This window comes from Mycolicibacterium sp. XJ2546, assembly GCF_053483195.1.
Map to the genome: position 1 here is coordinate 386,890 of NZ_JBEFRW010000002.1, position 13,369 is coordinate 400,258.

17 protein-coding genes are annotated in these 13,369 nt (G+C 67.4%); 10 read left to right on the plus strand and 7 right to left on the minus strand.

The genetic code is table 11. From position 1 onward, the window contains the following. Positions 1 to 4: 4 nt before the first annotated feature. Genes crtI through ABQE44_RS05435 form a run of 7 tightly spaced genes read left to right on the plus strand, consistent with a single transcriptional unit; the run spans position 5 to position 6,390 of the window. Positions 5 to 1,522 (plus strand): phytoene desaturase family protein, encoded by a 1,518-nt coding sequence (gene crtI, locus ABQE44_RS05405; RefSeq protein WP_448393143.1) that lies wholly within the window; start codon positions 5 to 7, stop codon positions 1,520 to 1,522. After that, positions 1,519 to 2,475: a phytoene/squalene synthase family protein gene (locus tag ABQE44_RS05410; RefSeq protein WP_448393019.1), complete on the plus strand. Its 957-nt coding sequence runs from the start codon at positions 1,519 to 1,521 to the stop codon at positions 2,473 to 2,475. Before crtI ends, ABQE44_RS05410 begins: the two co-directional genes overlap by 4 nt. A 2-nt stretch (positions 2,476 to 2,477) precedes the next feature. Then, positions 2,478 to 2,813 carry a lycopene cyclase domain-containing protein gene (locus ABQE44_RS05415; RefSeq protein WP_448393020.1) on the plus strand — a complete coding sequence of 112 codons (336 nt, stop codon included), beginning with the start codon at positions 2,478 to 2,480 and terminating at the stop codon, positions 2,811 to 2,813. Then, positions 2,810 to 3,139, plus strand: coding sequence for a lycopene cyclase domain-containing protein (locus ABQE44_RS05420; RefSeq protein WP_448393021.1), 330 nt, complete (start codon positions 2,810 to 2,812; stop codon positions 3,137 to 3,139). Before ABQE44_RS05415 ends, ABQE44_RS05420 begins: the two co-directional genes overlap by 4 nt. Continuing rightward, positions 3,136 to 3,843 carry a class I SAM-dependent methyltransferase gene (locus ABQE44_RS05425; RefSeq protein ID WP_448393022.1) on the plus strand — a complete coding sequence of 236 codons (708 nt, stop codon included), beginning with the start codon at positions 3,136 to 3,138 and terminating at the stop codon, positions 3,841 to 3,843. The genes ABQE44_RS05420 and ABQE44_RS05425 overlap by 4 nt, the downstream gene beginning before the upstream one ends. Continuing rightward, positions 3,840 to 5,372, plus strand: a complete 1,533-nt coding sequence (locus ABQE44_RS05430) for an FAD-dependent oxidoreductase (RefSeq protein ID WP_448393023.1) — start codon at positions 3,840 to 3,842, stop codon at positions 5,370 to 5,372. The genes ABQE44_RS05425 and ABQE44_RS05430 overlap by 4 nt, the downstream gene beginning before the upstream one ends. Then, the gene (locus ABQE44_RS05435; protein ID WP_448393024.1) at positions 5,356 to 6,390 is read left to right on the plus strand and encodes a DUF5914 domain-containing protein; all 1,035 of its coding nucleotides are present in this window, start codon (positions 5,356 to 5,358) and stop codon (positions 6,388 to 6,390) included. Before ABQE44_RS05430 ends, ABQE44_RS05435 begins: the two co-directional genes overlap by 17 nt. Here the strand turns inward: ABQE44_RS05435 and idi are convergent. After that, positions 6,362 to 6,913: an isopentenyl-diphosphate Delta-isomerase gene (gene idi / locus ABQE44_RS05440; protein WP_448393025.1), complete on the minus strand. Its 552-nt coding sequence runs from the start codon at positions 6,911 to 6,913 to the stop codon at positions 6,362 to 6,364. The genes ABQE44_RS05435 and idi overlap by 29 nt on opposite strands. Positions 6,914 to 7,002: 89 nt before the next feature. Here idi and ABQE44_RS05445 point away from each other — a divergent pair, with 89 nt between their 5' ends. Then, a complete protein-coding gene (locus tag ABQE44_RS05445; protein WP_448393026.1) occupies positions 7,003 to 7,431 on the plus strand; it encodes a hypothetical protein in 429 nt (142 codons plus the stop codon). Positions 7,432 to 7,448: 17 nt separating this feature from the next. Here ABQE44_RS05445 and ABQE44_RS05450 read toward each other — a convergent pair whose 3' ends face one another. The 5 genes from ABQE44_RS05450 to ABQE44_RS05470 are packed head-to-tail and all read right to left on the minus strand — an operon-like array spanning position 7,449 to position 10,105. Further along, positions 7,449 to 7,793, minus strand: coding sequence for a PRC-barrel domain-containing protein (locus ABQE44_RS05450; RefSeq protein WP_448393027.1), 345 nt, complete (start codon positions 7,791 to 7,793; stop codon positions 7,449 to 7,451). Next, positions 7,780 to 8,184, minus strand: a complete 405-nt coding sequence (locus tag ABQE44_RS05455) for a PRC-barrel domain-containing protein (RefSeq protein WP_448393028.1) — start codon at positions 8,182 to 8,184, stop codon at positions 7,780 to 7,782. The genes ABQE44_RS05450 and ABQE44_RS05455 overlap by 14 nt, the downstream gene beginning before the upstream one ends. Continuing rightward, entirely contained in the window at positions 8,181 to 9,410 is a 1,230-nt protein-coding gene (locus tag ABQE44_RS05460) for an Nramp family divalent metal transporter (RefSeq protein ID WP_448393029.1), read from the minus strand. Before ABQE44_RS05460 ends, ABQE44_RS05455 begins: the two co-directional genes overlap by 4 nt. Then, complete coding sequence (locus tag ABQE44_RS05465) at positions 9,410 to 9,874, minus strand: hypothetical protein (RefSeq protein ID WP_448428643.1); 465 nt, start codon at positions 9,872 to 9,874, stop codon at positions 9,410 to 9,412. Before ABQE44_RS05465 ends, ABQE44_RS05460 begins: the two co-directional genes overlap by 1 nt. 36 nt (positions 9,875 to 9,910) lie before the next feature. Next, positions 9,911 to 10,105 carry a hypothetical protein gene (locus ABQE44_RS05470; protein WP_448393031.1) on the minus strand — a complete coding sequence of 65 codons (195 nt, stop codon included), beginning with the start codon at positions 10,103 to 10,105 and terminating at the stop codon, positions 9,911 to 9,913. Between the two features lie 140 nt (positions 10,106 to 10,245). Between ABQE44_RS05470 and ABQE44_RS05475 the strand changes: the two genes are divergently transcribed. Next, on the plus strand, positions 10,246 to 11,226 hold the full coding sequence (locus tag ABQE44_RS05475; protein ID WP_448428645.1) for a glycosyltransferase: 981 nt from the start codon (positions 10,246 to 10,248) through the stop codon (positions 11,224 to 11,226). A gap of 19 nt (positions 11,227 to 11,245) precedes the next feature. Further along, complete coding sequence (locus ABQE44_RS05480) at positions 11,246 to 12,475, plus strand: glycosyltransferase (protein ID WP_448393033.1); 1,230 nt, start codon at positions 11,246 to 11,248, stop codon at positions 12,473 to 12,475. A 5-nt stretch (positions 12,476 to 12,480) separates the two neighbouring features. On the opposite strand, the gene ABQE44_RS05485 is transcribed toward ABQE44_RS05480, so the two are convergent. Beyond that, on the minus strand, positions 12,481 to 13,356 hold the full coding sequence (locus ABQE44_RS05485; RefSeq protein ID WP_448393034.1) for a glycosyltransferase family 2 protein: 876 nt from the start codon (positions 13,354 to 13,356) through the stop codon (positions 12,481 to 12,483). Positions 13,357 to 13,369: the final 13 nt, after the last annotated feature.

The following is a 13,369-nucleotide window of genomic DNA, read 5'->3' on the forward strand; positions in this document are numbered from 1 at the left end:
ACGCATGCGGACCGTCGGCGGTAGCTGCGATCACGTCGTCGTGGTGGGTGCCGGGCTGGCCGGGCTGTCGGCGGCTCTACAGCTCGCTGGCCGGGGCCGCGCGGTCACCGTCGTCGAACGCGGTGTGCACCCCGGCGGCCGGGTCGGCCGGATGGATCTCGACGGGTACCGGCTCGACACCGGTCCGACCGTGCTGACAATGCCCGACATCATCGAAGACGCCTTCGCGGCCGTGGGCGAATCGATGGCTGACTGGCTCGAGTTGATGCCGGTGCGCCCCGCCTACCACGCGTCGTTCGCCGACGGCAGCGGTATCGACGTGCACAGCGACGCCGCTGCGATGGCCGCCGAGGTGGAGCGGTTCGCGGGTCCGGCGCAAGCCGAAGGCTATGTGCGGCTGCGGAACTGGCTCGCCCGGCTATACCGCGTCGAGTTCGACGGGTTCATCGCGGCCAACTTCGACTCACCGCTGGCGCTGCTGACGCCGCAGTTGGCGCGGCTGGCCGCCATCGGCGGCTTCCGGCGCTGGGACCGCATGGTGCGGCGGTTCATCTCCGACGAGCGGCTGCGCCGGGTATTCACCTTCCAGGCGCTCTACGCCGGCGTCCCACCGCAGCGGGCACTGGCCGTCTACGCCGTCATCGCCTACATGGACACCATCTCCGGCGTCTACTTTCCGCGCGGAGGTATACGGGCGCTGCCCGACGCGCTGGCCGCCGCGGCATCCGATGCCGGCGTCGAATTCCGGTACGGCGCCGTGGTTTCGAGCTTGGCGCACCGCGGTGACCGGGTGACTGCGGTACACACCGACACCGGCGATGCCATCGCGGCCGACGCGGTAGTGCTGACGACCGAACTCCCCGACACCTACCGGTTGCTCGGGCGCACGCCCCGGCGGTTGCTGCGGTTGCAGCCCGCCCCGTCCGCAGTCGTCGCGCATGTCGGTTGCGCGGCAGCGCGAACCGGTGCGGCGGGCTCCGGTCACCACACCATTGTCTTCGGGGACTCGTGGGATCAGACCTTCCGCGACATCATCGACGACGGGCAACTGATGGCCGATCCGTCACTGCTGGTGACGCGGCCGACCGCCAGCGATCCGAGCCTGGCGCCTGCCGGACGCGACCTGCTCTACATCCTCGCACCCGCGCCGAACACCGCTGTGGGAAAGGTGGACTGGGCCGAGGTCGGCAACGCATACGTCGACGAGATACTTGACCGGACCGTCGAGCGGCTGCCGCACCTGGGCGGCGACGCCGAGCTCCTGCACGCGGTGGACCCCGCGGGCTGGGAGCGCCAAGGAATGGCCGCAGGCACGCCGTTCGCACTCTCGCACACCTTCGCTCAGACCGGGCCGTTTCGGCCAGCCAACATCGTCCGCGGCGTCGACAACGTCGTGCTCGCCGGATCGTCGACAGTGCCGGGTGTCGGGGTGCCGACAGCCCTGCTGTCCGGTCGGTTGGCCGCCGACCGGATCACCGGGGTACCGACCCGGCCGAGGAGTTCACAGGTGGTGCAGTCATGATCAGTTCCGAACTGGACGCTGCCGGCGTCCGAGACCCGGCACTTCGCGACGCCTATCGATGCTGTCGCCGACTCAACGCCGAACACGGCCGGACATTCTTTCTGGCCACCCGCCTCCTCGCTCCCGAACAACGCCCCGCCGTGCATGCGTTGTACGGCTTCGCCCGACGCGCCGACGACATCCTCGACGATTTCGATCCGGCATTGACGACCGCCGAGCGCGCAGAGCGGTTGCAATGCTTGGCAACCCAGCTGTTTTCGCGTATGGCTTCCGGTAGCCCCCCGACAGAAGACGACGACGATCCCGCGCTGACCGCGGTGGTGGACAGCGCACGCAAGTACAACATTCCATGGGAGTTGTTCGACGACTTCCTGAACTCGATGCGGATGGACCTGACCGTCACCGACTACGCGAACCGCGCCGCGCTGGAGCGCTACATGCACGGCTCGGCCGAGGTGATCGGGCTGCAGCTGCTGCCCGTCCTCGGTACGGTCAGCTCCCGCGAGGAAGCCGAGCCGTACGCCGCCGCGCTTGGAAAAGCCTTCCAGCTCACCAACTTTCTGCGCGATGTCGACGAAGACCTGCAGCGCGGACGGGTATATCTGCCGGCCGACGAGTTGGCCGCCCACCGCGTCGACCGGGATGTGCTGTCGTGGTGCCACGATCATCGCCGAACCGATGCGCGGGTACGTCGTGCGCTGGTCGAACAACACGCCACCACCCAGCGCACCTACGAGTATGCGCAGCAAGGCATTGCGCTGCTTTCGCCGCGTTCTCGACCCTGCATATCGGCGGCGCTGACGCTGTACTCACAGATACTCGACCGTATCGAGGACATCGACTTCGCGATCTTCAGCCAACGCGCTGCGGTCGGCAATGGCCGACGCATCCGCGTCGCCGCGGCCGGGCTGGTCAAGGCATGGCGAACCCGGTTACGAGAGAACAGGGTCTAGACGTGGACCGCTGGCATTACTTGCTCGTGCTCGCCGGATGCCTGGCGATCACCGCACCGCTCGAGTTCTTCGGCGCCGGCGTCTACCGCCGCGCGTGGCGGGCGGCGGCGGCGATCCTGCCGGTGGCGGCCGTGTTCGTACTGTGGGATGTGGTGGCCATTCTCGCGCAGGTGTGGACCTTCAACCCGCTGTACGTGACCGGTGTCGAACTTGTCGGCATCATGCCGCTGGAGGAACTACTGTTCTTCTTTGTGATACCGCTGTGCGGGTTGCTCACCTACAATGCCGTCGACACGATCCTGCAACGTGCAAAGCGTAAGTCGGTGCACTCGTCATGACGGGTCTGGGCTACACGCTTCCTGCGGTGCTGGCGGTGATCGCGGTGTGCCTGTGGGAAATCAAGTTCTTACGCACCGGGTTGTTCCGCCGGCCGGCGTACTGGCTGTCCATGGCGATCGTGCTGGGCTTCCAGATCCCCGTCGACGGCTGGCTGACCAAACTGAGCGCACCGATCGTCATATACGACGAGCAGCACACCAGCGGTCTGCGGTTTCCGTTCGACATCCCGGTGGAGGACTTCCTGTTCGGATGGGCGTTGGTCACCGCCGTGCTGCTGTTGTGGGAGCGGCAGCGGTTGCGTGACCGTGAGGAGGACACGGTATGAGCATCCGGGGTGATGTGCCCGCGGCATTCGACGCGGCGGCCGGCACCTACGACAAGTTGGTCGACGCCAATCCCGGATACCACAGCCATCTGCGGTTGTCGGCGCAACGAATGAAGTTGGCGGACAACGGCCGTGGGTTACGGCTGCTCGATGCCGGTTGCGGCACCGGGGCTTCCACCGCGGCGCTGCTGCATGTCGCACCACAGGCCGAGATTGTCGCTGTGGACGGCTCGGCGGGCATGCTGGCCCAAGCCCGCGCCAAGCGGTGGCCGCCGTCGGTGCGGTTCGTGCACAGCCGCATCGAGACGCTCACCGATGCCGGCGTCGAGGGCCCGTTCGACGGCATTTTCGCGGCATACCTGCTGCGCAACCTCGCCGACCCGGATGCCCAGTTGCAGGACTTCCTGGCGCTGCTGGCACCAGGCGGCACGCTGGCCGCCCATGAGTACTCCGTGCGCGACTCGCGGTTCGCCACCGCCCTGTGGAATGCGGTGTGCGTGACGATCATCATCCCCAGCGGCAAGATCCGCAACGGTGACGCATCGTTGTACACCTACCTGCGGCGTAGCGTGAACGTCTTCGACGGCGCCGGGAAGTTGCGGGACCGGTTGCGCACCAACGGGTTCACCGATGTGAGCAGCCACACCATGCCCGGTTGGCAGCGCAATATCGTGCACACGTTCCTCGCGAAGGCCCCGGCATGACCGATCCGCGGCGCGTCACGCACACCGCAGCGGCGGGTGCGGAAAGCGCTGCGATGCTGGGCACCACACCGCACGTGGTGGTGGTGGGCGGCGGCATCGCGGGGCTGGCGGCGGCCACCGGACTGGCCGAACGCGGCGTGCGCGTCGACGTCGTCGAACGCGAGCCGTATCTGGGCGGCCGGGTCGGCGGCTGGACCGATACGTTCGACGACGGCACACCGGTCGCGATGAACCGCGGCTTCCACGCATTCTTCCGCCAGTACTACAACCTGCGAAAGCTGCTGCGCCGCATTGACCCAACCCTGTCGATGTTAACGCCCGTGGCGGACTACCCGCTGGTCGACGCGCGCGGTCGCCAAGACACCTTCCGCGGTCTGCCGCGGACCCCGCCGTGGAACGCGCTGGCGTTCGCGATGCGCAGCCCCACCTTCCGGTTGCGGAACCTGATCCGCCTCAACGCGCGCGCCGCTGCGCCCCTGGCCGCGGTGTCGGTGCCCGACACCTATCACCGCCTCGACCACGTCGACGCCGAAACCTTCCTGCAGGCGATCAACTTCCCGGAGGCGGCACGGCACTTGGCTTTCGAGGTGTTCTCGCGCAGCTTCTTCGCCAAACCCGCAGAGCTGTCGGCCGCCGAACTGGCCACCATGTTTCACATCTATTTCCTGGGCTCCAGCGAGGGGCTGGTCTTCGACGTCGCGAACGCGAACTTCGATGTCGCGCTGTGGAACCCGCTGCGCGCTTATCTGGAGTCGCGCGGTGTGCAATTCCACACCGGTGTGACGGTGACCGAGGTACGATCCGGCGGCAGGTTCGAGATCCGTTGCGACTCAGGTGCCGTGCTCCATGTCGACGGCGTGGTGCTGGCCACCGAGGTCGGCGCGCTGCAACGTATCGTCGCCAACTCACCCGATCTGGGCACCGAGGTGTGGCGCAACCAAATCGCCGCGCTGGGCGCCGCGGCGCCCTTCGTGGTGCAACGGCTGTGGCTGGACGGTTCGGTCCGGCCCGAGCGGGCAGCGTTTCTGGGCACCGGCGGGCTCTCGCCGCTGGACAACGTGAGCGTGCTCGAGCGCTACGAGCGCGAGGCAGCCGACTGGCACACCCGCACAGGTGGTTCGGTGGTCGAACTGCACGCCTACGCCGCCGCCGGACCGGAGGTCGAAGAGCAGCTCCTCAAGCGGCTTCACGAGCTGTATCCGGAGACCAGCGACATGCGCGTGATCGGCGAACGGGTCCTGCGCCGCGCCGACTGCCCGCGTTTTGCCCCAGGCGATTTTGCCGCCCGTCCGGGTGTGACGACGCCATATGACACGCTGGCGCTGGCCGGTGACGGTGTTCGCATCGATCTGCCGGTCGCGCTGATGGAGCGCGCCGCGACCACCGGGTGGACCGCGGCCAACCAGCTGTTGGCGCGCTTCGGCATCACCGGACACACCCTGCACACCGTCCCGACGCAGGGCCGCTCGGCGGTGCTGCGCCGCCTTGCCACCAGTGAAAGGCGCACCAGCGATGAGCGTGCTGGCTGAGATGCGTTCGAAACTCTCGAAAACCTGGCCGTTTCAGCTGCTTCCGCCGTCACGGTGGTCGGCGCAGCCGCCCACCCACCGCGACGCGTCACCGGCCGTCATTGCTTCTGCACTGCGGCGCTCGCAGGCGCGCCGCAGCGGAAACTGGTACGCGTTCGCCGCCAGTGACAGCATTGGGCGCCGCCCGCTGGGCACCGTCGTCGCGGGCCGCGAACTGGTCGCATGGCGCGGCACCGGCAACGCCTTGCGTGTGGGCCCGGGCGCCTGTCCTCACCTGGGTGCGGACCTGTCGACGGGAAAGGTCGACGACGGCGCGCTGATCTGCGCCTGGCACGGGCTGCGGCTGTCGGGTGGTTGCCAATCCGGTTGGACCCCTTATTCCGCGTACGACGACGGCGTGTTGGCCTGGGTGCGGCTGGATACCGTCGGCGGGGAGACACCGACGGAGCGACCGGTGCTGCCGAAACGTCCGGACGGCGCCCGGATACACGCCGTCACCCGCCTGGTCGGCACCTGCGAACCGCGCGACGTCATCGCGAACCGGATGGACCCGTGGCACGGGGCATGGTTTCATCCGTATTCGTTCACCAAACTGGAAGTGCTTTCCTCGCCGCCGGTGGGCCACGACGTCTGCGACACATCAGACCGCTTTCTGGTCGCGGTGACCTTCCGGATCGGGCGGTTCGGCGTTCCCGTCGTTGCCGAGTTCACCAGCCCCGAACCGCGGACCATCGTGATGCGGATCCTCGACGGCGAGGGTGCGGGAAGCACCGTGGAAACACACGCCACCCCCCTCGGGAACGGACCCGACGGGCTACCGCGCACGGCGGTCATCGAGGCCGTCGTCGCCCACTCCGACCGCCCGGGTTTCACGCACGCGCTGCGGGCCGCGCCGCTGATCACACCGTTGATGCGGCAGGCCGCGACGCGGCTGTGGAAAGACGACCTCGCCTACGCGGAGCGGTTGTTCGCGCTGCGGCGCGCGCACCTCATCCGCGATCACGATCCGGGCAGTTAGCCGCATCCAACAGCGGCACCTGCTCGGCCGCCCACGGGCTGATCAGCCAAGGCAGCGCCGCCGCGGACCGAAGATCCGACCACGGCACCCACCGCCACTCCATGACCTCGTCGGGATCGGCCTGCACGGGCTCGTCGGTGCGTGCGTAGAACACCGGGCAAATTTCGTTCTCCACGGTGCCGTCGGCGGCCACCGCCCGGTAGCGAAACTCCGGCAGCACGCATCGCAACGCCGCGAGCGACAGGCCGAGTTCTTGGCGTGCGCGACGGCGCACCGCCTCGGCGACGGGCTCGGAAGGGCCCGGATGCCCGCAGAACGAGTTGGACCACACCCCGGGCCAGGTGAGTTTGCCGAGCGCACGCCTGGTCAGCAGGACACGGCCGGCGGCGTCGAAAACATAGCAGGAAAAGCCCAGATGAAGCGGCGTCGCGCGGTGATGTATGACCGACTTCGCCGCGGTGCCCACTTGCCGTCCGGCTTCGTCGACCAACACCACCAGGTCTTCGCCGGTGGTCACCGTCATTTCCGTCACCACCTACTTCTACCCGTCGGAGCGAAAACGATGCGGTTTGCTCCGATGCAATCCGACCCGCAATGGGTATCACACCTTTCATGAACGAGCTGCAAGCAAAGAAGGGCCGGCGCCCGGAGGGTCTCGACGATGCGACCGTCGAGGCCGTCGGCGCAGTGTCGGAGGCCCTGGAATGTGTTGAACGCGCCCGCGGTGACCTGTACTCGTTTCACCAGTTGATCGGGCATGCCGACCTGTTGCTGGGCGAGGCCTGCGACAAGCTGCGGTCGGCGGGCCACGACGCGGTCGCGGATCGGCTGGAGGTCGAAGTCGTTGGCCGAAACGTCCTCCACGGCCGCTGGACCTTTCAGATCGTCGAGGACTTCGACGACAACTACTGGTCGGTCTTTCGTCAACACGAGCGGCAAGTGCGTGACGAACTACAGGGCGGTAAGCGCCACGTCTTCGAGGAGGAGATGAAGGAACGCCGCCGCACCGACGGACGTCGCGGCCACGAACGCCGGCCGTGACCGCCCGGTAGCGTGCGTCAGTCGCCGTCAGGAGGCAGCGCCGCCGAGTACCGGGTGTAGCGCGGCCGCAGGGTGACGTGGTCGGCGCCCACGCGGGCGATATCCTCCCACGCCGCCAAGAACGTTCCGCGGTGTCCCCAACGCAGCAGCGCGGCAATCAGTCTCGGTCCGTTGATGTCGACACGTTCGTAGCCGAGGAACGATCCCTTGCTGTGCGGGCTGACGACCAACCCGAGCATCCGCGGTGTCGGCGGGTCGTTGGCGGGGTCCCCCGCGACGGTCAGTCGCACGTCGACGACGGTGCCCACCGGATGAGAGCCCGCATCAATCACCCGCAGCCCCAACAGACTACTCAGCAGCATGCCGGCCCCCCGGAATGTGCTTGACGATGCGGTCACGCAGCCATCGCTCCATCCACCGGCCCTCGAACCGTATGTCGTTGGGTTTGAGCTTCACGGTGATGCCGACCGATTGGACAAGGCGCCACGAGATGTCTTGCAGATGCGAGCGCGGCGGTGTGCCGCCGAAGATGCGGGTGGCCACCACCTTTCCGGACAGCAGCGCGGTGACGTGGGGCGCATCGGAGCCGGGCGGGATGTCGCGGTCGACGTCGATACCGGTCAACTCCAGATCGTCGACGATGCCGATCGGGTTGTCGTCGTCGTCGACGAGTTGGCGGTCCAACAGTTGCAGACGCGCGTCGAGCGCGCGGCCGTGGTGCCCTTTGATGACAGGGTCGGTGCGGTCGGTCATTGTCCGGCTCCTGTGACGATCATCAGCGGAATTGCCATCAACGATGCGGCAAGGATGATGACGAGGTATACCGAGGCGAGCGCGTTGAGCACTCTGCCGTTGGTTCGTTCGCCCATGTAGGCGGGATCGTTGGCGACGACCAGGATCGGCAGATACGTCAGCGGCAGCGCGATCGCGGAGAACACCACCGAGTACTCGGTGACAAGAATCGGGTCCACCCCGGTGAATAGCACCGCCACGGCGGCCACGATTGACACGAACATCAGAACGTGAAACTGCGCCGCCTGTGCTGGCCGGCGGAACTTACCCCATGGCCAGCCGAGATACTGCGCGACGGTATATCCCGCGGACAGCGCCGTCTCCAGCGAGGCGCCGAAAGTGGCGGCCACGATACCGGCAATGGCGAAGGCCAGCGCCAACTTTCCGCCTGCCGCCACGACCGGCATGACGACATGCGATAGCGAGGTCACCTCGATCTGGTTGGGCAACAGGACAATTGCGGCTCCAGCCGCGATGGCGATCGAGAGCAGCCCGCCGAAGGGAAAACCGACCATGACGTTGAAGCGAGCCACTCCCAGGTCCTTGGGGGTCCAACGTTCTTCGACCGCACCCGAGGAGAAGAAGAACACCTCGTACGGCGTCATCGCGGCCCCGAACAGCGCGATCGCGAAATACCAATAGGTCGCCGCCGATTCCGCCTCCGGGATCGCCGGTGAGGTGGCCTGCTGGGCCAGGTTCGACCAGTCCGGGCTCAGCATGAATACTGCGACGGCGAAGACGATCAAACACAGCCCCATCAGGCCGGTCACGTTCTCCATGATCTTGAACTTGACGCGCCAGATCACCACCCAGACCGCGAACGCCGCGACCGGAATCCACATCATCGGTCCGACATCGGTGGCCAGCTGCAGCGCCAGCGCAACACCGCCGATTTCGGCCGTCAGCGTCATCAGGTTGATGAAGAACGATGCGCTCAGGTTCGCCGCGGCCGTCCGCGGTCCCAACCGCTCCCGAATGATCTCGAAGGTCGCCCTACCGCTCACGGCGGCCACCCGGCCGGCCATTTCGGCGAACAGGCAGATCCCGATTACCCCGACCACCACCACCCAGGCCAGCGACAAACCGAACCGGGAGCCGACGACCGCGTTCATCACCAGGTCGCCGATGTCGAGGAAGCCGCCGATCGCGGTCAGGATGCCCAGCGCAACCGCAAAAATCTTGGCCATCAGCGGTAGCCGGACTCAAGGTCGTGCGATGACCTCATCAGGTCGGCGCGCACGGCCGCGACGGTGGGCTGCGTGCTGACGTCGCGCAGCACGGCCGAAGCGGCATTGAGTTGGGCGATGATTTCCGTCATCGACTCGGTCAGCATCCGCTGACGCCGTACATCGACCGGATCTTCGGCCCGCAGCTCGGCAATACCCTTGTACGCCTTGGTGACATCGTTGCGGGAATCAGTGATCTGCACGCTGGCCAGCTGTGTCGTCGAGCGGCCCTGGGCCCACAGGTCCAACGCCAGCGCACCGCTGCGCGCCGCCGATGTGGTCTCTTCCATCGCTCGAGCGAGCTGGCCGGGCATGCCGTCGCGATTGGCTGGGCAACGCGTCAACAGCAGGGCCAGCCCGATGATCACCACGGTGAGCAGGGCTACCCGGGAGATACGCCGTAGGCGCTGATCCGGTGGTGCCATCGCGGCCTCCGCGAGCCCGGTCTGCTCTTCGTGGTCCTACCCCTCGATTTCGGGGTCCAAATCGACGCTGAGCTGCTGCTCGTGCCAGTCGGAAGCATTGGATTCCAACGGCACGCTTTGACCCTGGTCCTCGGGGGCGTCGTCATCGTCGGGCGTCGGATCGGCGGGACGCTGCTGCTCCACCGCGTCGGCCTCGGGCACGTCGTCGGGAATCTCTTCGCTGTCCGGCATACCGGCCAGATTACCCGCACGTGAGTACCGAAAATCCGGTCGCGTCGGCGCCGGTACATGATGCGAAAGATCTTCAGTACAGATAGCGAAGAGTCCTGAAGAACCGTTTTCCCAGCGAAGTACTCGGGTAAGCGGCGGTCATGTTCGATCTCACGACTGCGCGCTCCGTGTTGGTGTGGCACGTGCACGGGTCGTGGACGGAGGCGTTCGTCGCGGGTCGACACCGCTATCTGATTCCCTACACGCAGAACCGCGACGCAGCCGGTCGCGGGTTGTGCGGCCGGGATTGGCCTCGTGCCCATGAGATTTCGGATTCAGCGTTGGCCGATGAAGACGTCGACCTCGTGGTGTTGCAGCGCCCCGAGGAACTGGAGTTGGCCGCGCGCTGGCTGGGCCGCAGGCCCGGGATCGATATCCCCGCCGTCTACGTGGAGCACAACACGCCGCGGCCGGACGCCGTCGACAGCGTTCACCCGCTTGCCGAACGCGACGATATCCCCGTGGTGCATGTCACCGACTTCAACCGGTTGATGTGGGACAACGGCATCGCACCGACCCGCGTGATCGCCCACGGGATCGCCGACCCGGGTCCTTGCTACACCGGCGAGATTCCGGCCGCCGCGACCATGATCAACGAACCTGTCCGGCGGGGCCGCACGGTGGGCACCGATCTGCTGATGTCACTGGGCGCGCGCGTTCCGATCGACGTCTGGGGCATGGGCACCGACATGCTCGACGACGGCGGCGGACACGTGCGCGGTAGGGGTGACGTCCCGACCGCGACGCTGCTGCCCGAGGTGGCCCGGCGCCGCGTGTTCCTGCACACCGCGCGATGGACGTCGCTGGGCCTGTCGCTGGTGGAGGCCATGTACCTCGGCATGCCGGTGGTCGCGGTGGCCTCGACGATGGCCCCCCTGACGGTGCCCGCCGAGGCGGGCGTGGTCAGCGCTGACGTCGACACCCTGGCGCACGCGCTCGAGCAGTTCATCGCCGATCGGTCGGCAGCGGCCGCCGCCGGTAAGGCGGCTCGCGACTACGCGATGGCGCAGTTTTCGCTCGAACGTTTCCTGCGCGAGTGGGCCACCACGATCGAAGACGTCATCGACGACATCTGCCAATGAAGATGGGAGGAGGGCGCCGATGAAGATCGCCATGGTGTCCGAGCATGCAAGCCCACTCGCGGCGCTCGGTGGCGCCGACGCAGGCGGACAGAACGTACATGTCGCCGAACTGTCGGCGGCGCTGGCACGCCGCGGACATCAAGTGACCGTCTATACCCGAAGAGACGACCCCGGACTGCCCGAGCGGGTGCACACGGCGCAGGGCTACACCGTTGTGCATGTGCCTGCCGGACCGCCCGAGCAGCTGCCCAAGGACGAACTGCTGGTCCATATGGGCCCGTTCGCCCGGTTCCTCGACGCCGAATGGGCTGCAGACCGCCCCGACATCGCCCACGCCCACTTCTGGATGTCCGGTATCGCAACGCAGTTGGCCGCGCGGCATCTGAATCTGCCTGCCGTGCAGACGTTTCACGCGCTGGGCGTGGTCAAGCGCCGCTACCAGGGCGCGCAGGACACCAGCCCGACCGACCGGCTGCGCCTGGAGGCGACGGTCGCCCGCACCGCCACCTGGGTCGCCGCCACCTGCACCGACGAGGTGTTCGAGCTGATGCGGTTGGGCAGGTCGCGCAGCCGCATCTCCGTTGTGCCGTGCGGGGTTAACCTCGACATGTTCAGCCCGGAGGGACCCACGGCGCCCCGAAGCAGTCACCGGCGGATTGTCAGCGTCGGAAGGTTCGTGCCGCGCAAAGGGTTTGACGTCGTGGTACGCGCGCTGCCCTATATCCGCGATACCGAGCTGGTGCTCGTCGGCGGCCCGGACCTCGCCCGGCTGGGCTCCGATCCGGAGGTCTGCCGGCTGCGCGCGCTCGCCGAGGAACTCGGCGTTGCGGACCGGGTGAGGTTCTACGGTTCGGTCGCCCGCGAGGACATGCCGGCCATCCTTCGGTCGGCCGATGTGGTCGCGTGCACGCCGTGGTACGAGCCGTTCGGCATCGTCCCGCTGGAGGCAATGGCATGCGGCGTACCCGTCATCGCCTCCGCGGTCGGCGGAATGCTGGACACCGTCGTGCACGACGTCACCGGCCGACTGGTGCGGCCCCGGCGGCCCGACAAGGTCGCCGAAGCGGTCAACCACTTGTTGCGTGACGACTTCATGCGCCAAAGCCTCGGTGCGGCCGGTCGCGACCGGGCACAGGCCCGCTACTCGTGGGACCGCATCGCCGCGGACACTCAACGCATCTACGACCGCCTGGTGCCGGTGCGCTTCGAGCAGCCCGCCGAACCGGCGAGGAGTCTGTCATCGGGATGACGGGCTCACTGCGACTCCAGCTTGGCCACTGCTTCCTCCAGGTTCGAAGGAAGCGGGCGACGCTGCTGCACCACGGCAGGCAGCTTCAGGAACGCCTCGGCGGCACCGCGGGCGTGCTCGCGGTCCTGGACCGCCGAGCGCAGCAGATCTGCAGTGACTCGCAGACATTGCGGAATCGGGCGTCTCAGCCATGTGGTCAGCGCATCGTTGCGCAGCACGCGGGCGTCCTGGGCCGCCGTGGTGGCCCTGGTCTCGGACGGCTGGTGGATCGCGGTCAGCGCAGGGCAGTAGCACAGATCCCATCCCAAGGCCGCCAGGTCGAAGGCCAGCAGTTGCTCCTCACCGCGGAAATGCAGGATGTCGCTGAACCCGCCGGCCTGCTGGAAGGCGTGAACGCGCACCATCGCAGCGCAGCTCATGAACCCGAGGATGGACGGGCCCGGCAGGTCGGGGCGGTGACCGAGGGCGCTGTCGGCCAACAACGCGGTGAACGGGTCTTCGCGCCGTTGCGGCCAGACGATCGTGCGGGCGGCCAGCAGGCCCAGCGACGGGTGGCTGTCGAAGAGTTCCGCGCCGATGGCCGGGGATCCGGCTGTCCACCAGGAATCGTCGTCGCAGAACGCGACATACGGGGTGGTGCACGCCGCGACCCCCGCATTGCGCCCCACCGCCCCCTGGTTGGTGCCCAACTCGACTATTCGCAGCCGGCCCGCCGAGCGGGCGGTGATTCGGCGCATGATCGCAACGCTGTCGTCTTCGGAAGCGTTGTCCACCACCACGATCGGGCACGCGGTGGTATCGAGCAGGCGCGCGACCACCGTCGCGAGCTCTTGTGCGCGGTTGCGGCTGGCGATCACAAACGACGTATCCGAGGGCTTCATGACTGTGCTGGCT